We start from the raw sequence: 25,417 nt of genomic DNA, 5'->3' as shown, positions 1-25,417 counted from the left end.
TCGAATATGGCTAGTGAATCAAATGCGATTCGCCCTGTCCAGAGGCAAAAGTTAAAAGAATTTTAACCCCTTGAACCGACTCCGTATTTTTTCGGGACGGTTTGTTTCCGCTCTGCCAAACCCGGGAATAATGAGCGAAATCAGTGAGCCGGCAGTGTAGTGCCGGCTGTCGGTGAGCGCGGGTGGAAGCGTGTTTCAGACGCCGTCGAAGGCGTCGAGAGCAGGGTGGAGCGCGCTGACGACGCCGTTTCCTGCAGCAGGCAGACCAGCCAGCACCGCGCTGATGATATCCTCACGGCTTGCGCCACGCGCCTTCGCTTCCATGACATGAAAGGCGATGCCGCTTTCAAGGCGCAGGGCGGCCAGAATGCCGATATAGATCAGGCTCTGGGTCTTCACATCAAGCGTGGATGCCACACCAAGTTTCTGCACGGCCTGAAGCCATGCCGCACTGTGGGCGGGAGCATCAGTCATGAAGCGCTGAAACGAAGCGCTGGCCTTGGACATGTCGGTCATCTGCAATTCCTTTCTGCTGCCGGGCCGGTTTGGCCCCTTGTGACCATCATGTTGCGCAATGCGATACGCCGCCTTGATGGATATCAAGACGGCGTATCGGCATGTTCGAAATGGTGGCAAAGCGGAAGCTTGAGGTTAGCCCTTTAGGATACGCCCGACAATGTCGCTCACATCCGTGGACAGGCCCTTGGCGTCGGCAATCGTCGACAGTGCCGCCCGGGCATGTTCGGCGCGGCTTGCCTCCAGAGACCGCCAAGAACGCATGGAGGTGAGAATGCGCGCGGCAAGCTGCGGGTTGCGCTTGTCGATGGCGATGATCTGTTCCGCCAGGAACCGATAGGCTGCGCCGTCTGCGCGGTGGAAGCCGGTGGGGTTGGCAAAGGCGAGCGTGCCGACCAGCGAACGCACCCGGTTCGGATTGGTGGCGATGAAATGTTTCGATTTCATCAGTGCCTTGATGCGCTCGAGCGCCCCATCACCGGGAATGGCGGCCTGCAGCGAAAACCACTTGTCGAGAACAAGCGCATTGTCGGCGAAACGCGTTTCGAAGGCGGCCAGCGCTTCTTTCGTCTCGGCGCTGTCAGGGAAACGTTGCGTCAGCACGCTGAGTGCATGGGCAAGATCGGTCATATTGGTGGCGTCGGCATAGGCTTTCGCGGCGCGTTCCGGGGTTCCCTCGGCAAAAGCGAGAAAGGTCAACGCGCCATTGCGCAGCGAGCGGCGTCCGGCGCTGTCGGCATCCGGGCTGTAGGCTTCGCTGCCGCCCGCACCGTCGGCAAGCTGCCGCAGCGTTTCAAGTCCGGCCGTTGCTATCGCCTTTATGGTGGCGTTGCGCGCCTTGTGAATGGCGTCCGGATCGGTATTGCCACCCAGTTCGCGGGCGATATCCGTTTCGCTGGGCAGCGCCAGTGCCTGTGCGCGGAAAGCGGGCTCGAGCGAGGAATCGCCGACGATTTCAATGAGCGTTGCGATGAGTTCGGCGTCCGTGCGCACCTCGCCGCCATTCTGCACGGCTTTGGTGGCGGCAATCAGCGCCGGCAGGGCAAGATCGGTCAGCGCCTGAAAACGGGCAAACATATCCGTCTCGTGCCGGGCGATCTGCACCAGATCGGCGGCATTCTGCTCGAAATGCAGATTGACCGGCGCCGAGAAGCTGCGATTGATCGACAGCACCGGCCGCGACGAAATGCCGGAGAAGGAGAAGGTCTGGTTGCGCTCGGTCAGGTGCAGCACGCCATCCCGATATTCGCCGCCGGCGACTGCCTGTGGCTCGGCGATCTGACCGTTGTCGAGGATCAGCGCCAGCGACAGCGGAATGTGCCTTGGCTGTTTTACCGGCTGGCCGGGTGTCGGCGCCACGGTCTGTTCCAGCGTCAAACTGAAAGTGGCCTTGCCGGCATCATAAGCGGAGGAGACGGAGACCAGCGGCGTGCCCGCCTCGGTATACCACAGCGAAAACTGCGAAAGATCGCGGCCGCTGGCATCGGCAAAGCTCTTGACGAAATCCTCAACCGTCGCCGCTTCGCCGTCATGGCGTTCGAAATAAAGGTCCATGCCCTTCTTGAAATCATCAGCACCAAGGATCGTGGCGATCATGCGGGTGACTTCGGCGCCCTTTTCATAAACGGTCGTCGTGTAGAAATTGTTGATTTCACGATAGGTATCGGGGCGCGGCGGATGTGCCAGCGGACCGGAATCCTCCGGAAACTGCTCCGATTTCAGATGACGCACATCGGCAATGCGCTTGACCGGGCGCGAGCGCATGTCGGCGGAAAATTCCTGATCGCGATAGACCGTCAGGCCTTCCTTCAGGCACAGCTGGAACCAGTCGCGGCAGGTGATGCGGTTGCCGGTCCAGTTGTGGAAATATTCATGCGCTATGATGCGCTCGATATTGGCGTAATCAGCGTCGGAAGCGGTTTCCGGGTCGGCCAGCACGAATTTGTCGTTGAAGACGTTGAGACCCTTGTTCTCCATCGCCCCCATGTTGAAATCGGATACGGCGACGATCATGAAGATATCGAGGTCGTATTCGCGGCCGAAACGCTCTTCGTCCCATTTCATTGAACGCTTCAGCGCGTCCATGGCGTAGGCCGCACGCGGCTCCTTGCCGTGCTCGACATAGATTTTCAGCGCCACTTCACGACCGGAGACGGTGGTAAACGTGTCTTCCACCACGCCGAGATCGCCGGCGACAAGCGCGAAGAGATAGCTGGGTTTCGGGTGCGGATCGAACCAGGCGGCAAAGTGCCGGCCTTCATCGTAATTGCCGCCGCCGAGGAAATTGCCGTTCGACAGCAGCAGCGGATTGCCTTCCTTCGCCGCGATGATCGTCACCGTATAGGGCGCCAGAACATCCGGGCGGTCGGGGAAATAGGTGATGCGGCGGAAACCTTCCGCCTCGCATTGGGTGCAATAAACGCCATTGGTGCGATAAAGCCCCATCAGCTGCGTATTGACCTGCGGATTGATGTAATTGGTGACGCAAATCTCGAAGGGCGTCTCGGCCGGCAGATCACGGATGGTCAGGCTGTCGGGCGTAGCGTCATATTGACTGGCGGGGATCTCGACCTGATCGAGCAGCAGGCCCGAAAGCGTCAGCTCGTCACCATCGAGAACCAGCGGTGCCTGTGGATCGACGCCTTCGCGTCGGTGAAAGATCAGACGGGCTTCGACCTTGGTATTCTTGGGGTCGAGTTCGAAGGTGAGATCCACCCGCTCCAGAACGAAATCGGTGGGGCGGTAATCTGCCAGGTGAACGATCTGGCCCGTGTCTGTTCGCATGACTGTTCCTGAATAACTTAGCGTGGTCTTCCCGCCATCATGTCGTCATAAGGCCGGGATGTAAAATAGGTGGAGTATTCGTCACGTTCATGTGCGCATCGGAGGACATTCTGTCCCGCCATAAAGGCTTTACCGGCCATGCAGACGATCCTCCCCCGCTGCCGGACCCATCGACCATCGCAGCAAATGTTGAACGATTGCTGAAATTATATTTTATTTTCTTCAAATTTTAGCGCATGTCGCTTTTGGTCTGATTCCCGCCACTGTCATTCCGGCTCAAGGCCGGAATGACGGAAGAGGTGCATTTTTCGCTCCGGATTGCTGTCTCGGTTTAAACCGGACAGCCGTGGCTCAGGGCCGGCATGCGGAAGCGAAAGCCCTTAGCAATCCAGAACGAGATCAACCGAATTCATGGGTGAATAACATTTTTTGATGTAAAGGCCGGAAGGAATGTTCTAGCCTTGCGCAAATCCAATTCCCCTGCGTCGTCCTCCCCGCATGAAAAATCCCCAGATGGCGTGTTTGCGCAGCCGATATGAGTAACTGCCAATGAACGCCGAACCGACCAATCCCTTCCGCGGGATCAGCATGAAGCTGGTTTCGGTTGGCTTTTTTCTTGTCATGCAGACCTGTATCAAGGCCGCCGGTCCGGATGTGCCGGCCGGTCAGATCACCTTCTTCCGCTCCGCTTTCGCCATCATCCCGATTGTCGTTTATCTCGCCTGGCTGCATGCGCTGACAAGCGCGCTGCACACCAATAATCTTCTTGGTCATTTCAAGCGCGGTTTTCTCGGCATTCTGTCCATGGCATGCGGTTTTTACGGGCTGACCATGCTGCCGCTGCCGGAATTCATCGCCATCGGTTATGCGTCGCCGCTTCTGGCCGTCGTCTTTGCCGCCTTCATCCTGCATGAGAAGGTGCGCGTTTATCGCTGGAGCGCGGTTTTTGTCGGCATGATGGGCGTGCTGGTGATTTTATGGCCCAAGATGACGCTTCTGCGGGAAGGCGGCTTTGCCGCCGGTGAAGGGCTGGGGGCGATTGCCGTGCTGTTCGGCGCGGCGCTGGGCGGCCTTGCGATGATCCAGGTGCGGCAATTGGTCGATACCGAAAAAACGCCGACCATCGTGCTCTATTTTTCACTCACCGCCACCCTGCTGTCGCTGGTCAGCGTGCCCTTTGGCTGGAGCGCGCTGAGCATGACGCAGGCCATGCTGTTGATCACCAGCGGCATCTGCGGCGGCGTTGCGCAGATCTTCCTGACGGAGAGCTACCGCCATGCCGAAGTCTCGGTCATCGCACCCTTCGAATATAGCTCCATCGTCTTCGGGATCGCGGTTTCCTACGTCCTGTTCGGAGATATCCCCACGCTCACCATGCTGATCGGCACGGCGATCGTTATCCTCGCCGGCATCTTCATCATTTTCCGCGAACATCAATTGGGGCTGGCGAGACGGGCGGCGCGCAAGGCTTCGACGCCGCAGGGGTGAGGGAACATCACCTTCACAAATGGTCTCTTTTTCATAGTGTATCGAGCGGCAGTTTCGTCCGCCGGACTCAAAAAAATGCTTCCACTTCCGTCATTCCGGCCTTGAGCCGGAATCCAGTCAGCCCAAGTCCTTGGGCTGGAAGGGCTCTTTTCGCCGCGCAGACGCACGTCGGCTGGATTCCGGCTCAAGGCCGGAATGACGAGGTGGAAGCTCGGAGTGCCTGCGGGGGGTGAGAGGGCAGCTGAATGTGGAAGCGGCTGAAGGGACGGGTAATGCCTGTCACCATGCCGCGAAAACCCTCTGGAACTTGTCCGACTCTTTTGAAAAACGCGCAAAAGCAAAAGGCGCCTTCCCGAAGAAAGACGCCAGCGCGCAATCATATATGTGGACCAGCTTTATACTGGCCTGAATGCTCTCAGCGCTCGCGGAAATCCGCAAAGACAGCCGAAGGACGCGTCACGCGGACCTGCTGCATGGCAGCGCGTGCGGTCATCTGTTCGTTAGCGGCAGCGCCGAAACGATGGTAGCCCTGACTGGAGCGTGGGCCGAGGCCCGCCAGACGGAGCGTTTCAAAGCCGGAATGTACCGGACGGAAGCGAGTGGTCATTGCCTTGGTTCCTTAAACCGAATTCCTCCCAAGACACTGTGGTATATCGCAGCGCAGCATGGATTCGGCAAGCTGGCCAAATGCGTCGCTGTTATGCGAATTGCGCATGGCTTTTTTCATAATTCGTTTACACTGAGCAATAATAAGGCAATCAGCCCTGAGTAACCTTGGCCTGAAACGCCAATAAATCCTGCCATGCCAATGACTTGGAGGCCGGAGCGTTCAAAAGTTCCTGCGGATGCAGGCTGGCCAGCGCCGGCAAAACAAGATGTCCGGCTGCGACATCACGCCACTGCCCGCGCAGCGTATGGATCGTTCCGGTGCCGCCGAAGAAGAAACGTGCGGTGAAGTTGCCAAGAAGCAACAGGTGTTTCGGCTCCGCCAGCGCTATCTGACGCTCGATGAAGGGGCGGCATATATCCATTTCCGCCTGGGTCGGCGGGCGGTTGCCGGGTGGCCGCCAGGGCACGACATTGCCGAGCATGATGGTGCCGCGTTCAAGGCCGATTGCCGAAAGCATACGGTCAAGCAAAAGCCCGGTCTTGCCGGCGAAGGGCAGGCCTTCGCGGTCGTCATCGGCATCCGGCATGGGGCCGATGACCATGATGGCGGATGAGGGGTCGCCTTCGGTGAAGATTGTGCTGCGCGCGCTGTTCTTGAGATTACAGCCGCTGAACCCTTCAAGCGCGGTTTTCAGCTCGGTGAGCGACCTTGCGCTTTCAGCCGCAAAACGCGCTGCCGCCACGGCCTGTTCGTCCGGCATGGCAACATTCTGCTGAACCGCGGGGGCTGCTGGCGTGGCACGCGCCGGCGTCTGGCGTTTCGGCTGTTGCTGCGGGGGCTGTTGATGGGGGGCGTCGCCGGCGCGTTCCATCGGCTGCTGGCCGGACTGGCGCGCGGCTGCGCCGGTCTCCTGTCCCTGCATCGGCCGGGCAGGACGGGCGGCGGCAAATTCGGCGAAACGGTCGAGCGGCTGGTCTTCCAGCAGCCAGTCGACACCCGCATCCGCATGGAAATGCAGGAGGGCGGCAAGTTCGGCCGGGGAAAGGTCGTGGGCGGCGATCATGGTTGGAAATTATCCCATGTTCCCCGCCCGGGGAACCCGTAAATCACGCTGTCCAGCGCTGAATGTCACCGCTTTCGCCGATCATGGCCAGACCATGGGCAATCGATAGCAGTTCGCCGCCGCTTTCGATCCGGTCGGCATCGAAACGGCGGGTGAAAAGCTCCCGCACCGCCGGCACGAAGGAGGTGCCGCCGGTCAGGAACACCTTGTCGATGGCATCAGGCGCCACTTGCGTTTTTTCCAGCACCTCGTCCAGTGCGCCTTCGATCTTGGCGAGGTCGTCGGCGATCCAGCCGTTGAAGTCGCTGCGTTTCACCATCTTGCGCCCGGCCTTGCCGAGCGGCGTGAAGTTGAATTCCGCTTCTTCCGCCGAAGAAAGCGCCATCTTGGTGGCGGAGATCGCCTGATAGAGCGGGTAACCCTCATCATGGTCGACGAGATCGATGAAGAGTTCGAGCTTTTCCGGTTCCAGCGCCGAACGCACCAGCGATTTGAGCGCGGTGAATTCCTTCGAGGTCTTGAAGATCGACAGCTGGTTCCAGCGGCCGAAATTCACGTAATAACCCGAGGGCACATCCAGCACCTTGTCGAAGCTCTTGAACTTGCTGCCTTTGCCGATCTCAGGCGAGACCAGATTGTCGATCATCCGGAAGTCGAAATGGTCACCCGCCACGCCGACGCCCGAATGGCCGATTGGGGTGGCGGAAAGCTTGCCGGCATGGGTCTCGAAACGGATCAGTGAATAGTCGGTGGTGCCGCCGCCGAAATCCGCCACCAGCACGTTGGCGTCCTTTTTCAGGCTCTGGGCGAAATAATAAGCCGCAGCCACCGGCTCATAGACATAGTGGATTTCCGGAAAACCGGCGCGCGTCAGCGCCTCGTTGTAACGGGCAAGCGCCAGTGCCTCGTCCGGATTGCTGCCGGCGAAACGCACCGGCCGGCCGGCGATGACGGTTGAGACGTCGCCCGGCCATTCATCACCCGCATAGGTTTTCAGCTTGCGCAGGAACACCTCCATCAGATCCTCGAAGCTCTGGCGCTTGGCGAAGATCAGCGTGCCCTGAAACAGCGGCGACGCCGCAAAGGTCTTGATCGACTGCAGGAATCGGCAATCGCCCGCATTGTCGATGAATTGCCGGATGGCGGCATGGCCCGCTTCCACATGCAGCGCCGCAGCACCGAGGCCGGCATCCTTCATGAAGGAGAGCGCCGTGCGCATGCTGTCATCCGTGCCGGCGTTGCTGGTGAAACGCATGGAACGGCTGTCGCCATCGCCGTTGGAAAGAGCCATGACCGTGTTGGTCGTGCCGAAATCGAGGCCAAGTGCCCGCTTTTGCGTCATCGCCATATCCTTGTCGCCGAAAGAAATATTCGCCCGGCCCTTGGGTGGCCCGGCGTGAAAATAAGGGATGCCTTTGGCGTCCCGATGTCAGAGGAGGGCGGTTGATTGCATAAGCTCGACGGAATGGCAAGCGTCGCTCCCACGTTTATTGTGACATTTGTATGAAGCAACCGTCGCATTCAGGGCTGGACTTTCCTGCCCTTATTAAATATTTTTTTGCGTACAGAGAGTATAAGATAGAAATATAGTGCTGAAGTGTAGATTTATTTTTTATCTGTTGCGTTTTTAAACGGAAGCCTCGATGTCCCGAAAGCTGGCCCTTTCCGCCCGTCAAGAAGCACCGTCAGAGCGGCCGCCCCTTGTTCGCGGTGATGCGGAAAGCTTCAATCGCCATCTCATGGAACTTATGGAAGCGTCGCAGCAGGGCTATGCCCTTTTCGACGGTGGTGACGAGCTGCGTTTTGCCAACACCGTGTTCCGCGAGGCGCTGGGCATGGGGCCGGATGACTTCCCGAGTTGGGTGGAGTTGATGCGCAGCGGTTACAGCAGTTCCACCGGCACCGCCATCGAAACCTCCGATTTTGAACTGTGGCTGCGCTCCACCAGGACGAGGCGCGGCAAGCTGCCCTTTCGCACCATCGAGACCAGCCTGAATGACGGGCGCTGGATGCTGACGACTGAAACGACGTTGCCGGGCGGCTGGATGTTGTGTGTCGTCACCGATGTTTCCGAACTCGGCATCGAGTTGCGCGATCTGCGGCAGCAGCGCGACAGGGCGCTGAAGTCGGCGCTGAGCGACGAACTAACCGGTCTCGGCAACCGCCGTTACGCCATGGATAGCCTCAATCACATGCTCGGTCCCAGCAAGGCGCAGGCGCTTGCCGTCATCATCATGGATATCGATCACTTCAAGTCGGTGAATGATCGTTTCGGACATGCCTGTGGCGATCTGGTTCTTAAGGATTTCGCCGCGCGGCTTTCCGCGAGCGTCGGGCGCGACGATCTCGTCGGCCGGATCGGCGGAGAAGAGTTCCTTCTCGTCCTCAGCGGTTCGCGGATGCATATCGCCGAGGCCGTCATGCAGCGGCTGCTGTCGACGCTGGCTGATGCGTCACCGCTCGGGGATATGCCGGATTTCCGTTATAGCTGTTCGGCTGGCATCGCCTTTGCCAATCCCGGCGAGAGCGCCAGCGACGTACTGCGCCGCGCCGACACGGCTCTTTATGAAGCCAAGAATACCGGCCGAAACCGCTTCGTGATCTACGAAGCGGTCTCCTGACGGTTTGTGCGTGGCAGCTGTCAGTTCGACTTCGCCGCGCCGCCATCCACCCGCAACATCGTGCCGGTGATATAGCTTGCCGGCACCGAGCAGAGGAAAGCGCCGGCGGCGGCAAATTCTTCCACCGTGCCGAGGCGACCGGCCGGAATGCTCTTGACCGAAGCTTCGCGGATTTCCTCGACGCTTTTGCCCAGGCGCTTGGCGTTGGCGCCATCCAGCTCGTCGATGCGGTCGGTGTGGATGCGGCCGGGCAGAAGCAGGTTGGAGGTGATGCCGAAACCGGCCACTTCACTGGACAGCGTCTTGCTCCAGCCCACCAGTGCGCCGCGCAGGGTGTTGGAGAGCGCCAGATTGGCAATGGGTTCGAACACGCCTGATGAGGCGACGGTCAGGATGCGGCCAAAACCCTGTTCCTTCATCTGCGGCAACAGCGCATTGGTAAGCGTGATGACGCGCAGCACCATCGACTGGAAGAAGGTGTCGAGCTTCTCGGTCGTCATTTCCTGTGCGAGACCAGGCGTCGGTCCCCCGGTATTGTTGACGAGAATATCGATGCCGCCGAGCTTGTCCTTGACGGCTTCAACCATGGCGTCGACGAAATTGTCATCGGCAAGATCACCCCACACCCAGTCGGCCTTGCCTTTGCCGAGCGCGTTGATGGTCTTGCAATTCGCGTCCAGTTTTTCGCCGCTTCTGCCGACGAGAAGAACGTTTGCGCCTTCCTTGGCGAGCGCCGTGGCAATGCCCAGCCCAAGGCCGCGAGAAGAGGCGAGAACGAGGGCGCGTTTGCCGGAAATGCCGAAATCCATGGGGTTTGTCCTGTCTTGTGAGTAGTGTCTGTGCTGTTTATAGGAAGGTGGCGTCCGCTTTTGAAGGTCAAATACACGTCATGACAGAACAATCTCTGCTTAAATTCTCCATCGCCGTCACGGTCCTTTTGGCACTGTTCGGCGTCAGCGCGGGTTTGTTCTCCGGCTCCTTCGCCGTGGTTTTTGATGGCGTTTATGCGCTTACCGATGCTTTCATGACGGTGCTGGCGTTGCTCGTGGCGCGACTTATCGCGGCCTCCGCAGCACCAAGGCCGGGTGGCCGGCTGGTGGAGCGTTTCACCATGGGTTTCTGGCATCTGGAACCGATGGTGCTCGGCCTTAACGGCACGCTTCTGATGGGCGCGGCGATCTATGCGCTGATCAATGCCATCGACAGCCTGATGGATGGCGGGCGCTCGATCGAGTTCGATTATGCCATCATCGTCACCTTCTTCAGCTTCGCCGTCTCTCTCGCCATGGCATGGTTCGTCAAAAGGCAGAACCGCAGGCTGAAATCCGCCTTCGTGGCGCTGGATGCCAAAAGCTGGCTGATGAGCGCGCTTTTGAGCATGGCGCTGTTCGTCGCCTTTGCCATCGGTTACGGGCTGACCGGAACATCGCAGGCATGGCTCTCTCCCTATATCGATCCGGCCGTGCTGGCGCTGGTCTGCCTCGTCATCATTCCCATGCCGCTCGGCAATGTGAAACAGGCGCTCGCCGATATCCTTCTGGTCACGCCGCTGGAATTCAAGCAACATGTGGATCGGGTGGCGACGGAGACCGTCGAAAAATTCGGCTTCGCCTCGCATTATTCCTATGTCGCCCGCGTCGGCCGTGGCCGACAGATCGAGCTTTTCTTCATCGTGCCGAAGAACTGGCCGGCCCGACGGCTTGAGCAATGGGATGCGATCCGCGACGAGATCGGCGATGCGCTTGGCGGTGAGGGGGCGGATCGTTGGTTGACGATTGTTTTCACGACGGATGAGGAATGGGCGATCTGAGCGAGACGCCTGAGACTGTCACGCGATGTTTGCAAATAAGGAAATCGACGCCCGAAAATCGGCGGTCGCAACGCGCGGCCGGTGTTAGCAGTTTCCGAATTGTTGCGGCGGCTTCGGGCGCCCGTAACGACTGATTGGATGAGCGAAAGCTCAGCAATATCGATCAAAGGAGAGACCGCGATGAACAGTCAAATCGAACGTGCGGAAATATTTCGGAGCTTGCACATTCCGGGCGATCCCATCGTCCTCTACAACATCTGGGATGCGGGAAGTGCGGTGGCCGTTGCGCGTGGCGGGGCGAAGGCGATAGCGACCGGAAGCTGGTCTGTCGCCGCGGCACAGGGTTATTCGGATGGCGAGGAAATGCCGCTGGATGACGCGTTGTCGGTCGTCGCGCGCATAACGAAATGTGTGGATCTGCCTCTCACCGTGGATTTTGAAGGCGGTTACGCAGATGATCCCGCCACTGTCAGGCAAAATGTAGGCCGCCTGTTTGCCCTCGGCGTCATCGGATTGAACTTCGAGGATCAGGTGGTGCACGGCAAGGGTCTGCATGACATCGGCCACCAGTCGGATCGGCTTCGGGCGGTCCGCAGCGCGGCAATCGATGCCGGTATTCCGGTTTTCATCAATGCGCGAACGGATGTTTTTCTCAAGGCAGCGGAAGGGGTGGATCATGCGTCCCTGCTGGACGAAGTATTCGCCCGCGAGGCCGCCTATGCCGCAGCAGGCGCGGATGGCTTCTTCGTGCCGGGGCTGAAGGATAAAAAGCTCATCGAAAAAATATGCCGGCAGACGACGCTGCCGATCAACGTCATGACATCGGGGGACATGGAAGAGGTTCGTGCGCTGGCAGAGATCGGCGTCGCCCGGATCAGTTTCGGACCCGCACCCTACGCAAGGGTCAGTGGCGACCTGGAAAGCAGCGCGCGTATTTTTGCCTGAAAAGAGGCGCGCGCTTCACTCAAAAATCCGGTTGTCAATCGGTATCGAACATCCGGGCGACCTTGTCGCCGACCTTGCCCTTTCGCTGGACAAGTGCTGACGGCTTCGGAGAGGAACAGTCCGGCAAGGTGAAAATGGCCACGGGAACAACCATCCTGTGGCCGGCCGGACCACATTTGCGCGATCCCGGCAGGGCGTAACTCGCCTGAGCCGGCTTGCATCTGTCCACTCGAAACCTACATAGGCGGGGTTATCGGCAATAGGTATTCATGGACAAGTCAAGTTTTTCGTCGCTACAGACGGCACGTCTGATCCTCCGCACGTTCCGGGATGAGGATTTCCCGTCTTATGCCGACTATCACAGTCGCAGCGACGTCTACAGATTTCTATACGCCTCACCGCCCGGGAAGACGGCGCTCGCGGCCCAGTTCGCCGAGATAGTGGCGGGTTCGTTCACAGAGGATGGCGATACGCTGCGGCTTGCGGTGATCCGGCGCGATGATGACGCGCTGATTGGCGAGGTACTTCTGAAAATCGCCAGCCGGGAAGCGCTGCAGGCTGAAGTCGGTTATATCTTTAATCCGTCCTTCTCTGGAAAGGGTTACGCCACCGAGGCCGTGCGGGCGATGATTGGGCTGGGTTTCGACGTATTTGGATTTCACCGGATTTTTGCCCGGCTGGACACCCTGAACCGCGGCTCGATCGGGATCGTCGAACGTCTCAAAATGCGCCGGGAAGCACATCTCATTCAGAATGACCGCTTCAATGGCACGTGGGGTGACGAGTTCATCTATGCCGTTTTGAATGACGAGTGGAAAACCCTGTCGCAGGCCTCGCCAGAATAACGCCCCGGAGTGAGGGGTGGTATCAGCTATCGGGCCCTAACGGTCAAACGCCGAGGGCAGAAGTTTCCCGGACCGCAGAAGATACTGAAGCGTGTAGGTAACCGACAGGGCATCATCCAGCGCATCATGTCCTTTGAGAACGGGGTGATCGACACCATAATAGTCCGCAAGTCTGTTGCTCGGTGTTCGGGCAAGGTCCTCCACGGGCATTCCGGCGGCAAGCAGCAGCTTGACGGCGTTATCGAACCGGGATGCGGGAATTGGCGGGCTTATACCGGCAATATAGCAACTGATCGCCATCATATTCAGCTCGTCTTTCCCCCAGGACCACAATTTCGCTCCTTGTGAGAACGTCTCCACATCCGCCAGTGCCTTGTGAAGGCTTGTGCCCTTCTCGTCGATCTGTTCTTCGGTAATTCCGGTGAGGTTTGTAAAATATGGATCGAGCGCATATCTGTCGCCATGCCGGTCAACAGGCGTGACATAGGATTTGAAGGTCTCCAGAACAGGGAAATCGGCTTCAAGGCCGATCCTCACCGCGCCGATCTGGGCGATAACGGGATCAGGATCGATTGCCGCACACCAGAACCGGCTTTGCGACCCCTGAATGCAGAGAAATTCACAGTCGAAGACGATAGCTGTTTTCATGTGCCGTGCCCCCCCACTCGGATCGCTCGTCTTGCTACGGTAGTCCCGATCACCAGAATGGCAATGGCGGCCGCCAGCGCCTTGCCCGGGAGTAATCGGCGCTGGCCAAACGGTAACGGCTCTTGACGCCTAAACATGTCACCCCTATTCTTCATATTACGTGAACGTAAAAGTAATAAAATAGTCGTCAGGTTGTCTGACAATTGAGTGGCGTGCGACATGTTTTGCCGCTATAGAAGCTCGACAAAGGCGTCTTGCTTTGCGAAGACAGGGGGAGGCGAACTCCTTGTTGCGCACGGGCTTTTTGCCTTACACCGGCAATGCCCTGCCGATGGTGGAAAGCGGATATAATAACAGCCGGATGGGACCGGCGATCTGAGAGGATGAGATGACGGAAGCGATGGAACTGCCTGAACGCGAAGCGATGGAATTCGACGTTGTGATCGTTGGCGCGGGTCCTGCGGGTCTCAGCGCGGCGATCCGGCTGAAGCAGGTGGAGCCGGAGCTTTCGGTTGTCGTTCTGGAAAAGGGTGCCGAAGTCGGCGCGCATATTCTTTCCGGCGCGGTGGTCGATCCGATCGGTATCGACCGTCTTCTGCCCGGCTGGCGCGAGGAGGAGGGGCATCCCTTCAAGACCGAGGTCAAGGACGACCAGTTCATGTTCTTAGGGCCGGCCGGCTCCATCCGCCTGCCGAATTTCATGATGCCGCCGCTGATGAACAATCACGGCAATTACATCGTCTCGCTCGGGCTGGTCTGTCGCTGGCTGGCGGAAAAGGCGGAAGCGCTCGGCGTCGAGATCTATCCGGGCTTTGCCGCCACCGAAGTGCTTTATAATGACGAAGGCGCGGTCATCGGTGTCGCCACCGGCGACATGGGCGTTGAAAAGAACGGCGAACCCGGCCCCGCTTTTACCCGCGGCATGGAATTGCACGGCAAATATGTGCTTGTTGGAGAGGGTGTGCGTGGTTCGCTCGCCAAGCAGTTGATCGCGAAATATGACCTGTCGAAGGATCGCGAGCCGCAGAAATTCGGCATCGGCATCAAGGAACTGTGGCAGGTCAAGCCGGAACACCATAAACAGGGCCTCGTACAGCATTCCTTCGGCTGGCCGCTTGGCTTCAAGACCGGCGGCGGTTCGTTCCTTTATCACCTCGAGGATAATCTCGTCGCCGTCGGCTTCGTGGTGCATCTCAATTACAAGAACCCCTATCTTTATCCTTTTGAGGAATTCCAGCGCTTCAAGACGCATCCGGCCATCCGCGATACATTCGAAGGTGGCAAGCGCATCTCCTATGGCGCGCGCGCCATCACCGAAGGCGGTTACCAGTCGGTGCCGAAGCTCACTTTCCCGGGCGGCGCGCTGATCGGCTGTTCCGCCGGTTTCGTCAACGTGCCGCGCATCAAGGGCAGCCATAATGCGGTGCTGTCGGGCATGCTGGCAGCGGACAAGATCGCCGCGGCGATTGCGGCCGGCCGCGCCCATGACGAGGTGGCGGAGATCGAGGCCGAATGGCGCGACGGCGATATCGGCAAGGACCTGAAGCGGGTCAGGAACGTCAAGCCGCTCTGGTCGAAATTCGGCACGCTTGTTGGCGTCGGCCTTGGCGGTCTCGACATGTGGACGAACCAGCTGTTCGGCTTCTCGGTCTTCGGCACGCTGAAGCATGGCAAGACGGATGCGCAAAGCCTCGAACCGGCTTCGAAGCACAAGCCGATCGCCTATCCGAAACCCGATGGCGTGCTGACCTTCGACCGCCTGTCCTCGGTGTTCCTGTCCTCCACCAACCATGAAGAAGACCAGCCGGTGCATCTTCAGGTGAAGGACATGGAGTTGCAGAAGCGCTCCGAGCACGACGTCTATGCGGGGCCTTCGACACGTTATTGTCCGGCCGGTGTCTACGAATGGGTGGAGAAGGACGGCGAAGAGGTCTACGTCATCAACGCCCAGAACTGCGTGCACTGCAAGACCTGCGACATCAAGGATCCTAACCAGAACATCAACTGGGTGCCGCCGCAGGGCGGCGAGGGGCCGGTTTACGCCAATATGTGATGGTGGCTAAAAGGGGTGAATTCCCCTCCGTCGTTGTATTCGGGCCTATCCCGTTTCCGTCATTCCGGCCTTGAGCCGGAATCCAGCCGACGCGCGTCTGCGCGGCGAGAAGGCCTTTTCACTGCGCAGACGCGCCGTGGCTGGATGCCGGCTCAAGGCCGGCATGACGAAGGCGAAAGCGTTCTTTGCCCCCTGCCTATTTGTGGATTGCTCTTGGATTTCTTACATATAGGATGTTGGGGTGTTGCATGGTCGCGTGGCCCGTGGATTGTGGTTCAGCGATGCGGTAACGCCTTGAACGTGCATATGGTCCTAGGTGTCGTCGCCCGACGACAGGGAGTTAAGAGAATGTCCGGCTTTCAAAGGCTGAATATCGTGCGGAAGACAAGGTTTGGCGCCGCTTTGGCGGCGGGCGTGGTTGTGGCCGTTTCGCTCAGTGGCGGCCCGCTGGTGGCTGCCAGCTGCCGCACGGATGCCATGGCCGGCATAGACTGGCGCGAATGCAACAAGCGACTTCTGATGCTGGGCGGCAGCAATCTCGATTCGGCGATGCTTTACGGCACGGACTTCACCTATACCGACCTGCGCGGCTCTTCGATGAAGGGCGCCAATCTCGAGAAGGCGAAGCTCATCCGCACGGCGCTGGGGGAGGCGAACCTGCAGGGCGCCAATCTGACCAAGGTGGAAGCCTATCGCAGCGACTTTAGCGCTGCCGACGCCACCAACGCGAAATTCATCAACGCAGAAATGCAGCGCACCAAGTTCGAAAAAACCAAGCTCGACGGCACGGATTTCACCAAGGCCGAACTCGGCCGCGCCGATTTCGAGGGTGCGACGCTGAACGGCTCGAAATTCTCCCTGACCAACCTGTCGCGCGCCCGCTTTGGCGGTGCAAAGCTCGCCGGGCCGGTGGATTTCACCAGCGCCTTCCTGCTCCTGACGCGCATCGAGGGGCTCGATCTTTCCACGGCGACGGGGCTGGAGCAAAGGCAGGTCGATATTGCCTGCGGCGATGCCAAAACAAAATTGCCGAGCGGCCTGACCACGCCTGCATCATGGCCGTGCCCGGAAGATCCGGACGAGGATTGACAAGAAAAAGCCACGCGAGATTTTTCGCGCGTGGCAGAGGCATGGGGCGGAATTGGCGCGCCCGCACATGCGGACGCGCCGTCGCGTCGGTCAGAAGCCTGAAAGCACGATCTTGCCCTTGGCCTTGTTGCTTTCGATCAGCGCATGCGCCTTGATGAGATTGGCGGCATTGATGGTGCCGAAGACTTCCGTCAGCGTCGTCTTGATCTTGCCGGCATCGACCAGTTTCGCAACATGGTTCAGCAACTTGTGCTGCTCGATCATGTCAGGCGTCTCAAAGACGGCGCGGGCGAACATCATTTCCCAATGGATCGAGATGCATTTGCGCTTGAAGGCCATGACGTCGAAACCGCCGGCCGGATCGTCGATCAGCGCGAAACGGCCCTGCGGGGCGATGGTTGCGACACTGTCGGCGGCGTGAATGTCGCTATGGGTGGTCGAGAAGACGAAGCCCGGCGCGCCAAGACCAAGCGCCTCCACCTGCGGCGCGATCGGCTTGCTGTGATCGACAACGTGATGCGCACCCAGTTCCGTCGCCCAGGCCATCGTTTCCGGCCGCGAGGCGGTGGCGATGACGGTAAGGTCCGTCAGCGCCCTCAGAAGCTGGATGGCGATGGAGCCGACGCCACCGGCGCCACCGATGACCAGAACGGCGTTGGCCGCGCCCGGAACCGGGTCCTTCACCCGCAGCCGGTCGAACAGTGTCTCGTAAGCGGTGATCGCCGTCAGCGGCAGGGCTGCGGCTTCCTCGAAATTCAGCGATTTCGGCTTTGCACCAACAATGCGTTCATCGACCAGGTGGAATTCGCTGTTGGAACCCGGACGGTTGATAACGCCGGCGTAAAACACCTCGTCGCCGGGCTTGAACAGCGAAACCTTGTCACCAACGGCCTTCACCACGCCCGAAGCGTCGAAGCCGAGGACGCGGGTAGCACCATTTTCCGGCGACTGGTTGCGGCGCACCTTGGTGTCAACGGGGTTGACCGAAACGGCCTTCACCTCCACCAGAATGTCGTGCCCCTTCGCCTCCGGCTGCGGCAGGTCAATATCGACAAGCGCATCCTTGGCGGTGATGGGCTGGCTTGTCCTGTAACCGATGGCGCGCATGAACAGTCTCCTTTGCTTGTTTGCGTGCCTCTTACTTGATACATATGAACACCAATCGCAAGAATGCACATTTTGTGATGATACATACAAAAAGGATACTGTGATGTCGCGACCGCGCGCCAAGCTCACCGGCAATTTTCCCGGCTGCCCGGTGGAATCGGCCTTAAGTTTCCTCGATGGAAAATGGAAGGGTGTGATCCTTTATCACCTCATCAACGAGGGCACGTTGCGCTTCAACGAGCTGCGTCGCCACATCCCAAGCGTCACCCAGCGCATGCTGACCAAGCAGCTGCGCGAACTGGAAGAGGCGGGCCTGATTTCGCGCACCGTCTTCCCGGTGGTGCCACCACGCGTGGACTACGCGCTGACACCGCTTGGCGACACCATGAAGCCGGTGATTTCGGCGCTGAAAGTCTGGGGCGATGCCCATGTCGTCTGCAAGAACGGCGCGAAATACACCCAGCTGCCGCAGGCCGCGGAGAAGGCGGCCTGAAAAATCACGGGTAAAACCACGCGACGCTCTCAATGCTCGGGATGGTGCAATGCAACATGCATTTGCCCCGATTAATGCATAATGCTGCCATCGTGATTCGCAGCAGGGACATCAAAGCACATGAGCATGGGTTGGATGGAGGCCGGATTTCTCGGTCTTTTGCAAGGACTTACGGAATTTCTTCCGATTTCTTCAAGCGCACATCTGAGGATAGCCGGGGAGTTCCTGCCATCAGGCGCGGATCCCGGGGCTGCCTTCACCGCGATTACGCAGATCGGCACGGAAATGGCGGTGCTGGTCTATTTCTGGTCCGACATCATGCGGATCGCCACGGCGTGGCTGCGGCAGAACCTTCGCCTCGGCGGCCCCTATGACAAGGCCGACGCCCGGCTCGGCTGGCTGATCATCGTCGGTTCGGTGCCGATCGTGTTTCTCGGCCTGTTCTTCAAGGACGCCATCGAGCATTCGCTGCGCAACCTCTATATCACCGCCGTCATGCTCATCGTCTTCGGCATCGTTCTCGGCATCGCCGACAGGATCGGTGAGAAGCGTTACAAGCTGAACCAGCTGATCTGGCGCGACGGTATCCTCTTCGGTTTCGCGCAGGCCATGGCGCTCATCCCCGGCGTCTCGCGCTCCGGCGGCACCATCAGCGCCGGCCTGCTGCTCGGCTATACCCGCGAGGCGGCGGCGCGTTATTCCTTCCTGCTCGCCGTTCCCGCCGTTTTCGGCTCCGGCTTCTACCAGCTTTTCAAGAGCATCGGTGAGGATAACCCGGTCGGCTGGGGGCAGACGGGACTTGCCACCCTGATCGCCTTCATCGTCGGTTATGCGGTGATTGTCGTCTTCCTCAAGCTGGTCTCCACCAAGAGCTACATGCCCTTCGTCTGGTATCGCGTGGTCATCGGCTTCATCCTGCTTGGGCTGCTCGGAACGGGCGTCATCAGCGCCGGCGGCTGATGGGCTGTTGCGCGCAGGCACATTCCGCAAATGAAAAGGCCCGCTCCGGAAGAGCGGGCCTTTCGTCTTTCAAAGCAATGTGCCGCTCAAGATCACCAGCGCCACCGAGAAGTAGATGACGAGGCCGCTGACATCCACCAGCGTGGCGACGAAGGGGGCCGATGCGCTTGCGGGGTCGAGCCGCAGGCGCTGCAGCACGAAGGGCAGCATGGAGCCGGCGAGCGAGCCGAAGGTGACGATGCCGACAAGCGCTGCAAAGACCGTTGCGCCGACCAGCAGCCAGTGCTCGCCATAGTCATAAAACCCGGCCTGCTGCCAGACCGTCAGACGCAGGAAGCCGATGGCGCCTAGAATGCAGCCGAGCGTCAGGCCCGTCGGGATTTCCCGCAGCAGCACCCGCCACCAGTCGGAAAGCTTGAGTTCGCCGAGAGCCAGCGCCCGGATGATGAGCGAGGTTGCCTGCGAACCGGAATTGCCGCCCGACGACATGATGAGCGGAATGAACAGCGTCAGCACCACGGCCTTTTCCAGCTCACCCTCGAAATGCTGCATGGCGCTGGCCGTCAGCATTTCACCGAGGAACAGCGCTGCAAGCCAGCCTGCGCGCTTGCGGATCATGTCCGGAAAGCCGATCGTCATGTAGGGCTTGCCCAACGCCTCCATACCACCGAACTTGTGGGCGTCTTCCGTTGTGTCGGCGATCATGGTGTCGATCACGTCGTCGACGGTGACGATGCCGAGAATATGTGAACGGTCATCGACGACGGGCAGCGCCAGAAGGTCGTGCTTGCGGATCAGCCGGGCGACATCCTCCTGCGACATCAATGGGCTGGCGCAGACGATGCCTTCCTTCGATGCGACTGACAGAATGGAGGCGCCGGCTTCGCCGGTCAGCAGGCGGCGCAGCGTCACAACGGTGGAAAGCGTTCCGTCCTGAGCCAGCACATAGATGGCATAGACCGTTTCACGCGACCGCTCGACGACGCGGATGTGCGAAAGGGTCTGTTCCACCGTCCAGTCATCAGGCACGCTGACGAATTCCGTGGTCATGATCGAGCCGGCGGTGCGCGGCGGATAACCCATCAGATGTTTGATGGAGAGCGCCGTCGTCCGGTCCAGCCGGGAAAACAGCTTTGCCCGCGGCTCTTCTTCCATTTCCGCCATAACGTCGGCCACGCGGTCGTCAGACATCAGGTTGACGAAGCGGGCGGCCTGTTCGACAGGAATATGGGCGATGATGGCGGCTGCGCCATGCAGTTCCGGCCGGTCGAGAATGGCGACGGCCTTTGCCTGCGGCATGGCGAGCAGGGCGGTTGCAGCATCGCCGACATCGAGCGTGTTGAGGTGCTCGACGCGTTCGGCAATGGTGGTGAAGCCGGTATTGCCGCTACGAAGAAGACGTGCGGCCTTGCTGGCCCTCTGGGAGAGGTTGTGGAAGTTCATGATTGCTCACCTTTCCGTCGATTCGCCGATAACGGCGAACGCGGTGGTGAGCCGACAGCGGTCGGATCAGTTCACGTTCGCCGGTCTCGGCAAAGGCAATCGACTGCTACTGTCGCTAGACATCTAATGATGCTCCGTTGAAATCCGCGCCGTGCCGCAAGGCATGCGCGTAAGGCCGTGTTGCGCCTGAAACCGAAAAGAGTCAAGCGGCCGATTGTGAAATTTCCGTAAGCTGCGATATGGCCGGCTCAGGCCGCCTTTTCGCGCCGCTCGACGGTGACGGAAACAAGGAAAACGCCAAGTCCGAGAAGGGACAGAACCGCGCCGACATAACCTGTCGAGGCATAGCCGTAGCCCATGGCGATAACCAGTCCGCCGAGCCAGGCGCCGAGCGCATTGGCGATGTTGAAGGCGGAGTGGTTGGAGGCGGCGGCAAGCGTTTGCGCATCCTGCGCCACATCCATCAGCCGCGTCTGTACCGCCGGACAGGCGGCAAAACCGCAGCCGATCAGGAAGACGCAGAGGCAGAGCATGAAGGGGTCATGCGCCGTCATGCCGAACACCGCCATGACCAGCACGTTGAAGGCCAGCATGCCGCCGATCGTGCCGTTGAGCGAGATATCGGCCAGCCGTGAACCGACCACATTGCCGACATTCATGCCGATGCCGAACAGCGCCAGCACCATGGAGACGGTGGAAACCGGCATCATCGCCACATCGGTAGTGGTCTTGGCGATATAGCTGAACACCGAGAACATGCCGCCGAAACCGACGGACGCGATGGCAAGCGTCAGCCACACCTGCACGCGGCGGAAAGCGCCGAGTTCGCGCCAGACGCTCGCGCCTTCCTCCACCCGGTCACGCGGCTGGAACAGCCACAGCAGGGCAACGGTCAGGAGCGCTATGCCGCCAACCAGCATGAAGGCGGCGCGCCAGGACAGCAGCTGGCCGAAGAAGGTGGCAAGCGGCGTGCCGAGCAGCGTGGCGATGGTGAGGCCGAGCATCACGCGGCCGACGGCGCGGGCCCGTTTATGGATCGGCGCCATGGAGGCCGCCACCAGCGCCGCAACGCCGAAATAGGCCCCATGCGGCAGGCCGGTGATGAAGCGCAGCACGGTAAAGCTCAGGAAGTCAGGTGCGATGGCGCTTAAGATATTGCCGGCTGCAAAAAGCCCCATCAGGCCGAGGAGCAAAGCGCGCCGCGTCATGCGCGCGGCAAGGATGGCGATGATCGGCGCACCGATGACGACGCCGAGCGCATAGGCCGTGATCACATAACCCGCCTGTGGCACCGTCACGCCATAGGTCGTGGCGACGTCAGGCAACAGGCCCATGATGGCGAATTCGCCGGTGCCGATGCCGAAGCCGCCGGCGGCCAGCGCCAGTTCGATAAGCGCGATGGCAAGCGGCGAGAGCGCCACGGCCGGAGCCCCCGTGTAAACGGTTTCATTCTCCGCTGCGGGATGGGCTTCGGAAATTTTCGACTGGCTCATGATGACCTGAGAAGGGGGAGGACCCCACAGAAAAAAGGGCAAGACCGTATGGGAGCGGTCTGCCCTGACTGGAGATGCGCGGTCATGAAAATGACCTTAAGTGATCCCTAACATGAAATGATGCGTTGCGGTAGAGCGATTCTCGGTAAAAGAGCATCTTCACGCGATGGTGTTTGGAACCCTATATAAGCCCAGGCATTTACGCGCGGCTGCCTCACGGGATCAGGTTGGAACATGAAGCTCATTGCAATTTTCAATCGTGACGGCGGCACCTTTCGCACCACGGATATGGATGCCTATTGCGACCACGCCCGCGAGGTCTTTTCCCGCGCAGGGCACGTGATCGATTGCCGTCTCGTATCAGGCAGGGACATTGTCGAAGAAATGGAGCGTGCCGCCGAGGAGCCGGGCATCGAAGGCATCATTGCCGGCGGCGGCGACGGCACCATTTCGGCGGCCGCCGGTATAGCCTGGAAACAGGGCATTGTGCTCGGCATTGTGCCCGCCGGCACCATGAACCTGTTTGCCCGCTCGCTGAAGCTGCCGCTTGATATCCGTCAGTCTCTGGAGACGCTGGCGAATGGCGAGGTCGCCAGTGTCGACATTGCCAGCGCCAATGGCAGGCTTTTCGTCCACCAGTTCTCGGCGGGCCTGCATTCGCGCATGGTGCGCTACCGCAACAATCTCGCCTTCGCCTCGCGTCTCGGCAAGATCAAGGCAAGCATCCGCGCCGCCATCAGCGTCATTCTCAATCCGCCGGTCTTCGAGGTGGAATATACCGTCAACGGCGAAACCCAGCATCGCAAGGTCTCCGCCATTTCCGTCTCCAACAATGAGTTCGGCCCGAATTCGCTGCTGGTGGCGGATAGCGTGTCGGGCGGCCATCTCGGTTTTTACCTCACCGATCCGCTGCCTCCCTCGGGTGTCGCAAAGCTCGTTTTCGACATTCTGCGTGGCAGGCTGAAGGAAAACGCCGCCGTAACGGCCATGACCGTGACGGATGTTGAACTGCATTTCCCGAAGAAGCGCCATGATGTGCGCTGCGTCATCGACGGCGAATTGCTGCCGATGGAACGGGACGTGGCCCTGGAGGTTCACGCCGGCGAATTGAAGGTACTGGTGGGGCCGGCGTTTTTCGCATGAAGTGTGGCTGAGATGCGAGACTACCGCGAGGGATCGGGTGGTCGCCGCTTGTTTCTTCTCCCCGCCGGGGAGAAGTCCGCGGCAGCGGGATGAGGGGGAAAGCTCTCGATCTATCACTGCCGTCGCCCCCTCATCCGACCCTTCGGGCCACCTTCTCCCCCTCGGGGAGAAGAAACAGCCAGCCTCCGCTCGCCCAATACCCCCTAAAAAACGCCAGTCTTGCCAAATCGAAGCCGCCCGGCCATGTTCGGCGGGCGCGGCAGCGTGAGCGCCGTCGCCTTTATGGGAGTGCGATCTGTCATGAATGAAGTCTCCAAGCCGATGTCCAATCTCGCCGCCATCGATGCCGCCCATCACCTTCACCCCTTTTCCGACATGGGCAAGCTGAATGCCGCCGGCACCCGCATCATCGAGCGCGCGGAAGGGGTGTTCATCTATGACAGCACCGGCAGGAAATATCTCGACGCCTTTGCCGGCCTCTGGTGCGTGAATATCGGTTACGGACGCCGCGAGATCGCCGATGTCGTGCAGCGCCAGATGAACGAGCTGCCCTATTACAACGCGTTTTTCGGAACCACCACGCCGCCCGCGACACTTCTGGCGCAGAAGATCGCCTCGCGCGCCGGGCCGAAGATGAACCATGTCTTCTTCACCAATTCCGGTTCGGAGGCGACCGACACCTGGTTCCGCATGGCGCGCGTTTACTGGAAGGCGCTCGGCCATCCGACGAAGACCAAGGTGATTGCCCGCCGCAACGGCTATCACGGCTCGACGGTGGCCGGTGCTTCACTCGGCGGCATGAAATGGATGCATGAGCAGGGCAACCTGCCGATCGAGGGCGTGGCCCATATCGGCCAGCCCTATTGGTATGCCGAGGGCGGCGATCTCTCACCCGCGGAATTCGGCCTGAAAGTCGCCCGCGAACTGGAAGCGAAGATCGACGAGCTTGGCGAAGAGAATGTCGCCGCTTTCGTGGCTGAACCCATCCAGGGTGCGGGCGGCGTCATCGTGCCGCCGGAAACCTACTGGCCGGAAATCGCCCGCATCTGCAAGGCGCGCAATATCCTTCTGGTGTCGGATGAGGTGATCTGCGGTTTCGGCCGGCTTGGCTCCTGGTTCGGCTACCAGCATTTCGGCGTGGAGCCGGATTTAGCACCCGTCGCCAAGGGCCTGTCTTCCGGTTACCTGCCGATTGGCGGCGTCATCGTCTCAGATCGTGTGGCGGAGGTGATGTTGTCTGAGGTCGGTGACTTCAACCACGGCTTCACCTATTCCGGCCATCCCGTCTGCGCTGCCGCAGCGCTTGAAAACCTTCGCATCATCGAAAATGAGGGTTTGGTGGAGCGGGTGCGTGACGATATCGGCCCTTATTTTTCGCAAGGCTGGAAAAGCCTCGATGACCACGAACTGGTGGGTGAGGCGGTGAATGTCGGCCTGATGGGCGGCCTGCAGATAACCGCCGACAAGGCGACCCGCAGACGTTTCGCCAAACCGGACGACATCGGAACCGAAGTGCGCAACCATTGCCTGGCAAACGGGCTTGTGATGCGCGCGACTGGCGACCGAATGCTGGCCTCGCCGGCGCTGACGATCAGCCGGTCGGAAGTCGACCAAATCATCGAGACGTTGCGTAAGGGGCTCGATCACCTGCGCGATACGCGCGAGCATTTCTAGGAAAAATGAACACCGGTTTTCCGTCAGGAAATGCGAAAAAAGATTCCAAGGGAGAAATGACAATGGCAGGACAGGAACATCATTACGCCGTGCAGGTGAAATGGACCGGCAATCGCGGCAAGGGCACGTCGGGTTATCGCGATTATGAACGCGACTACACGATTTCCACGGCGGGAAAAGCGAACATTGCCGGTTCGTCCGACCCGGCCTTCCGTGGCGATCCCTCCCGCTGGAACCCGGAAGACCTGCTGGTCGCCTCGCTCTCGGCCTGCCACAAGCTCTGGTACCTGCATTTCTGCTCGGTCAACGGCATCATCGTTGAAGACTATGTCGACAATGCCGAAGGCACGCTGGTGATGGAAAAGGACGGTGCCGGGCAATTCAGCGAAGTGGTGCTGAAACCGGTCATCACCATCTCGAAGGGCGATGCCGCCCGGGCGGATGAGCTGCACCATGATGCGCATGATAAGTGCTTTATCGCCCGGTCGGTAAATTTTCCCATCCGCGTGGAGGGGACGGTGAAGACTGTTTAGGAGATGCGGGTAGCCGTTCCTGGCGAGCTGTTAAGAGGCTTCCTTCACGCTCGCCATCATTCTCGCGCTTGCTCGCCGCCGTGCGGTAGCTTGCCGGAA

22 protein-coding genes are annotated in these 25,417 nt (G+C 59.8%); 12 read left to right on the top strand and 10 right to left on the bottom strand.

Annotated elements, in window-relative coordinates; translation table 11 throughout:
• Positions 1 to 195: 195 nt before the first annotated feature.
• Entirely contained in the window at positions 196 to 516 is a 321-nt protein-coding gene (locus ACQZ5F_RS08325) for a carboxymuconolactone decarboxylase family protein (RefSeq protein ID WP_225340063.1), read from the bottom strand.
• Positions 517 to 651: 135 nt separating this feature from the next.
• Positions 652 to 3,300 (bottom strand): aminopeptidase N, encoded by a 2,649-nt coding sequence (pepN, locus tag ACQZ5F_RS08320; protein WP_448730558.1) that lies wholly within the window; start codon positions 3,298 to 3,300, stop codon positions 652 to 654.
• A gap of 549 nt (positions 3,301 to 3,849) precedes the next feature.
• Here pepN and ACQZ5F_RS08315 point away from each other — a divergent pair.
• Positions 3,850 to 4,788 (top strand): DMT family transporter, encoded by a 939-nt coding sequence (locus ACQZ5F_RS08315; RefSeq protein WP_046798686.1) that lies wholly within the window; start codon positions 3,850 to 3,852, stop codon positions 4,786 to 4,788.
• Positions 4,789 to 5,203: 415 nt separating this feature from the next.
• Here the strand turns inward: ACQZ5F_RS08315 and ACQZ5F_RS08310 are convergent, their stop codons facing one another.
• The 3 genes from ACQZ5F_RS08310 to ACQZ5F_RS08300 all read right to left on the bottom strand — a co-directional run bounded on the left by ACQZ5F_RS08310 (position 5,204) and on the right by ACQZ5F_RS08300 (position 7,803).
• On the bottom strand, positions 5,204 to 5,395 hold the full coding sequence (locus ACQZ5F_RS08310) for a hypothetical protein (RefSeq protein ID WP_003509784.1): 192 nt from the start codon (positions 5,393 to 5,395) through the stop codon (positions 5,204 to 5,206).
• Positions 5,396 to 5,546: 151 nt separating this feature from the next.
• A complete protein-coding gene (locus ACQZ5F_RS08305) occupies positions 5,547 to 6,461 on the bottom strand; it encodes a uracil-DNA glycosylase (protein ID WP_448730559.1) in 915 nt (304 codons plus the stop codon).
• A 43-nt stretch (positions 6,462 to 6,504) separates the two neighbouring features.
• Positions 6,505 to 7,803: an Hsp70 family protein gene (locus tag ACQZ5F_RS08300; protein WP_046798952.1), complete on the bottom strand. Its 1,299-nt coding sequence runs from the start codon at positions 7,801 to 7,803 to the stop codon at positions 6,505 to 6,507.
• Positions 7,804 to 8,104: 301 nt separating this feature from the next.
• Between ACQZ5F_RS08300 and ACQZ5F_RS08295 the strand changes: the two genes are divergently transcribed.
• Positions 8,105 to 9,082, top strand: a complete 978-nt coding sequence (locus ACQZ5F_RS08295; protein ID WP_225340066.1) for a GGDEF domain-containing protein — start codon at positions 8,105 to 8,107, stop codon at positions 9,080 to 9,082.
• Between the two features lie 20 nt (positions 9,083 to 9,102).
• On the opposite strand, the gene ACQZ5F_RS08290 is transcribed toward ACQZ5F_RS08295, so the two are convergent.
• Positions 9,103 to 9,891, bottom strand: a complete 789-nt coding sequence (locus ACQZ5F_RS08290; RefSeq protein WP_052817655.1) for an SDR family oxidoreductase — start codon at positions 9,889 to 9,891, stop codon at positions 9,103 to 9,105.
• 80 nt (positions 9,892 to 9,971) lie between these two features.
• Here ACQZ5F_RS08290 and ACQZ5F_RS08285 point away from each other — a divergent pair, with 80 nt between their 5' ends.
• The 3 genes from ACQZ5F_RS08285 to ACQZ5F_RS08275 all read left to right on the top strand — a co-directional run bounded on the left by ACQZ5F_RS08285 (position 9,972) and on the right by ACQZ5F_RS08275 (position 12,682).
• Positions 9,972 to 10,892, top strand: coding sequence for a cation diffusion facilitator family transporter (locus ACQZ5F_RS08285; RefSeq protein WP_225245184.1), 921 nt, complete (start codon positions 9,972 to 9,974; stop codon positions 10,890 to 10,892).
• Positions 10,893 to 11,072: 180 nt separating this feature from the next.
• Complete coding sequence (locus tag ACQZ5F_RS08280; RefSeq protein WP_225245185.1) at positions 11,073 to 11,837, top strand: isocitrate lyase/PEP mutase family protein; 765 nt, start codon at positions 11,073 to 11,075, stop codon at positions 11,835 to 11,837.
• Positions 11,838 to 12,106: 269 nt separating this feature from the next.
• Positions 12,107 to 12,682 carry a GNAT family N-acetyltransferase gene (locus ACQZ5F_RS08275; RefSeq protein WP_225245186.1) on the top strand — a complete coding sequence of 192 codons (576 nt, stop codon included), beginning with the start codon at positions 12,107 to 12,109 and terminating at the stop codon, positions 12,680 to 12,682.
• Between the two features lie 36 nt (positions 12,683 to 12,718).
• Here ACQZ5F_RS08275 and ACQZ5F_RS08270 read toward each other — a convergent pair whose 3' ends face one another.
• Positions 12,719 to 13,330: a 3'-5' exonuclease gene (locus ACQZ5F_RS08270; RefSeq protein WP_046798693.1), complete on the bottom strand. Its 612-nt coding sequence runs from the start codon at positions 13,328 to 13,330 to the stop codon at positions 12,719 to 12,721.
• 388 nt (positions 13,331 to 13,718) lie between these two features.
• Here ACQZ5F_RS08270 and ACQZ5F_RS08265 point away from each other — a divergent pair, with 388 nt between their 5' ends.
• Both ACQZ5F_RS08265 and ACQZ5F_RS08260 read left to right on the top strand, forming a co-directional pair.
• The gene (locus ACQZ5F_RS08265; RefSeq protein ID WP_225340067.1) at positions 13,719 to 15,383 is read left to right on the top strand and encodes an electron transfer flavoprotein-ubiquinone oxidoreductase; all 1,665 of its coding nucleotides are present in this window, start codon (positions 13,719 to 13,721) and stop codon (positions 15,381 to 15,383) included.
• A gap of 348 nt (positions 15,384 to 15,731) precedes the next feature.
• Positions 15,732 to 16,472 carry a pentapeptide repeat-containing protein gene (locus ACQZ5F_RS08260; RefSeq protein WP_046798695.1) on the top strand — a complete coding sequence of 247 codons (741 nt, stop codon included), beginning with the start codon at positions 15,732 to 15,734 and terminating at the stop codon, positions 16,470 to 16,472.
• A gap of 90 nt (positions 16,473 to 16,562) precedes the next feature.
• Here ACQZ5F_RS08260 and ACQZ5F_RS08255 read toward each other — a convergent pair whose 3' ends face one another.
• Positions 16,563 to 17,579, bottom strand: a complete 1,017-nt coding sequence (locus ACQZ5F_RS08255) for a zinc-binding alcohol dehydrogenase family protein (RefSeq protein WP_225340068.1) — start codon at positions 17,577 to 17,579, stop codon at positions 16,563 to 16,565.
• Positions 17,580 to 17,682: 103 nt separating this feature from the next.
• Between ACQZ5F_RS08255 and ACQZ5F_RS08250 the strand changes: the two genes are divergently transcribed.
• A complete protein-coding gene (locus ACQZ5F_RS08250; RefSeq protein ID WP_046798697.1) occupies positions 17,683 to 18,072 on the top strand; it encodes a winged helix-turn-helix transcriptional regulator in 390 nt (129 codons plus the stop codon).
• Positions 18,073 to 18,192: 120 nt separating this feature from the next.
• Positions 18,193 to 19,032 (top strand): undecaprenyl-diphosphate phosphatase, encoded by an 840-nt coding sequence (locus tag ACQZ5F_RS08245; RefSeq protein WP_046798698.1) that lies wholly within the window; start codon positions 18,193 to 18,195, stop codon positions 19,030 to 19,032.
• A 69-nt stretch (positions 19,033 to 19,101) separates the two neighbouring features.
• On the opposite strand, the gene mgtE is transcribed toward ACQZ5F_RS08245, so the two are convergent.
• Both mgtE and ACQZ5F_RS08235 read right to left on the bottom strand, forming a co-directional pair.
• Positions 19,102 to 20,475: a magnesium transporter gene (gene mgtE / locus ACQZ5F_RS08240; RefSeq protein WP_137083880.1), complete on the bottom strand. Its 1,374-nt coding sequence runs from the start codon at positions 20,473 to 20,475 to the stop codon at positions 19,102 to 19,104.
• A 248-nt stretch (positions 20,476 to 20,723) separates the two neighbouring features.
• A complete protein-coding gene (locus tag ACQZ5F_RS08235) occupies positions 20,724 to 21,968 on the bottom strand; it encodes an MFS transporter (RefSeq protein ID WP_225340069.1) in 1,245 nt (414 codons plus the stop codon).
• A gap of 234 nt (positions 21,969 to 22,202) precedes the next feature.
• On the opposite strand from ACQZ5F_RS08235, the gene ACQZ5F_RS08230 reads away from it, so the two are divergent.
• From ACQZ5F_RS08230 to ACQZ5F_RS08220, 3 genes are all read left to right on the top strand, one after another.
• Positions 22,203 to 23,111, top strand: a complete 909-nt coding sequence (locus tag ACQZ5F_RS08230) for a diacylglycerol/lipid kinase family protein (RefSeq protein WP_225340070.1) — start codon at positions 22,203 to 22,205, stop codon at positions 23,109 to 23,111.
• 300 nt (positions 23,112 to 23,411) lie between these two features.
• Entirely contained in the window at positions 23,412 to 24,785 is a 1,374-nt protein-coding gene (locus ACQZ5F_RS08225) for an aspartate aminotransferase family protein (RefSeq protein ID WP_225340071.1), read from the top strand.
• Between the two features lie 62 nt (positions 24,786 to 24,847).
• Positions 24,848 to 25,318, top strand: coding sequence for an OsmC family protein (locus tag ACQZ5F_RS08220; RefSeq protein WP_225340072.1), 471 nt, complete (start codon positions 24,848 to 24,850; stop codon positions 25,316 to 25,318).
• The last annotated feature ends 99 nt before the right edge of the window (positions 25,319 to 25,417 follow it).

This window comes from Agrobacterium sp. 22-210-1, from assembly GCF_053522525.1.
The sequence above is the reverse complement of the archived record's forward strand: the minus strand, read 5'-3'. Positions and strand labels throughout refer to the sequence as shown.

Bases quoted from the DNA above. Each gene is read 5' to 3' on its own strand.
- pepN (WP_448730558.1), bottom strand. From the start codon at position 3,300: ATGCGAACAGACACGGGCCAGATCGTTCACCTGGCAGATTACCGCCCC.
- ACQZ5F_RS08230 (WP_225340070.1), top strand. From the start codon at position 22,203: ATGAAGCTCATTGCAATTTTCAATCGTGACGGCGGCACCTTTCGCACC.
- ACQZ5F_RS08225 (WP_225340071.1), top strand. From the start codon at position 23,412: ATGAATGAAGTCTCCAAGCCGATGTCCAATCTCGCCGCCATCGATGCC.
- ACQZ5F_RS08245 (WP_046798698.1), top strand. From the start codon at position 18,193: ATGAGCATGGGTTGGATGGAGGCCGGATTTCTCGGTCTTTTGCAAGGA.
- ACQZ5F_RS08265 (WP_225340067.1), top strand. From the start codon at position 13,719: ATGACGGAAGCGATGGAACTGCCTGAACGCGAAGCGATGGAATTCGAC.
- ACQZ5F_RS08260 (WP_046798695.1), top strand. From the start codon at position 15,732: ATGTCCGGCTTTCAAAGGCTGAATATCGTGCGGAAGACAAGGTTTGGC.
- ACQZ5F_RS08305 (WP_448730559.1), bottom strand. From the start codon at position 6,461: ATGATCGCCGCCCACGACCTTTCCCCGGCCGAACTTGCCGCCCTCCTG.
- mgtE (WP_137083880.1), bottom strand. From the start codon at position 20,475: ATGAACTTCCACAACCTCTCCCAGAGGGCCAGCAAGGCCGCACGTCTT.
- ACQZ5F_RS08270 (WP_046798693.1), bottom strand. From the start codon at position 13,330: ATGAAAACAGCTATCGTCTTCGACTGTGAATTTCTCTGCATTCAGGGG.
- ACQZ5F_RS08280 (WP_225245185.1), top strand. From the start codon at position 11,073: ATGAACAGTCAAATCGAACGTGCGGAAATATTTCGGAGCTTGCACATT.
- ACQZ5F_RS08250 (WP_046798697.1), top strand. From the start codon at position 17,683: ATGTCGCGACCGCGCGCCAAGCTCACCGGCAATTTTCCCGGCTGCCCG.
- ACQZ5F_RS08290 (WP_052817655.1), bottom strand. From the start codon at position 9,891: ATGGATTTCGGCATTTCCGGCAAACGCGCCCTCGTTCTCGCCTCTTCT.
- ACQZ5F_RS08220 (WP_225340072.1), top strand. From the start codon at position 24,848: ATGGCAGGACAGGAACATCATTACGCCGTGCAGGTGAAATGGACCGGC.
- ACQZ5F_RS08235 (WP_225340069.1), bottom strand. From the start codon at position 21,968: ATGAGCCAGTCGAAAATTTCCGAAGCCCATCCCGCAGCGGAGAATGAA.
- ACQZ5F_RS08310 (WP_003509784.1), bottom strand. From the start codon at position 5,395: ATGACCACTCGCTTCCGTCCGGTACATTCCGGCTTTGAAACGCTCCGT.
- ACQZ5F_RS08275 (WP_225245186.1), top strand. From the start codon at position 12,107: ATGGACAAGTCAAGTTTTTCGTCGCTACAGACGGCACGTCTGATCCTC.
- ACQZ5F_RS08295 (WP_225340066.1), top strand. From the start codon at position 8,105: ATGTCCCGAAAGCTGGCCCTTTCCGCCCGTCAAGAAGCACCGTCAGAG.
- ACQZ5F_RS08255 (WP_225340068.1), bottom strand. From the start codon at position 17,579: ATGCGCGCCATCGGTTACAGGACAAGCCAGCCCATCACCGCCAAGGAT.
- ACQZ5F_RS08300 (WP_046798952.1), bottom strand. From the start codon at position 7,803: ATGACGCAAAAGCGGGCACTTGGCCTCGATTTCGGCACGACCAACACG.
- ACQZ5F_RS08285 (WP_225245184.1), top strand. From the start codon at position 9,972: ATGACAGAACAATCTCTGCTTAAATTCTCCATCGCCGTCACGGTCCTT.
- ACQZ5F_RS08325 (WP_225340063.1), bottom strand. From the start codon at position 516: ATGACCGACATGTCCAAGGCCAGCGCTTCGTTTCAGCGCTTCATGACT.
- ACQZ5F_RS08315 (WP_046798686.1), top strand. From the start codon at position 3,850: ATGAACGCCGAACCGACCAATCCCTTCCGCGGGATCAGCATGAAGCTG.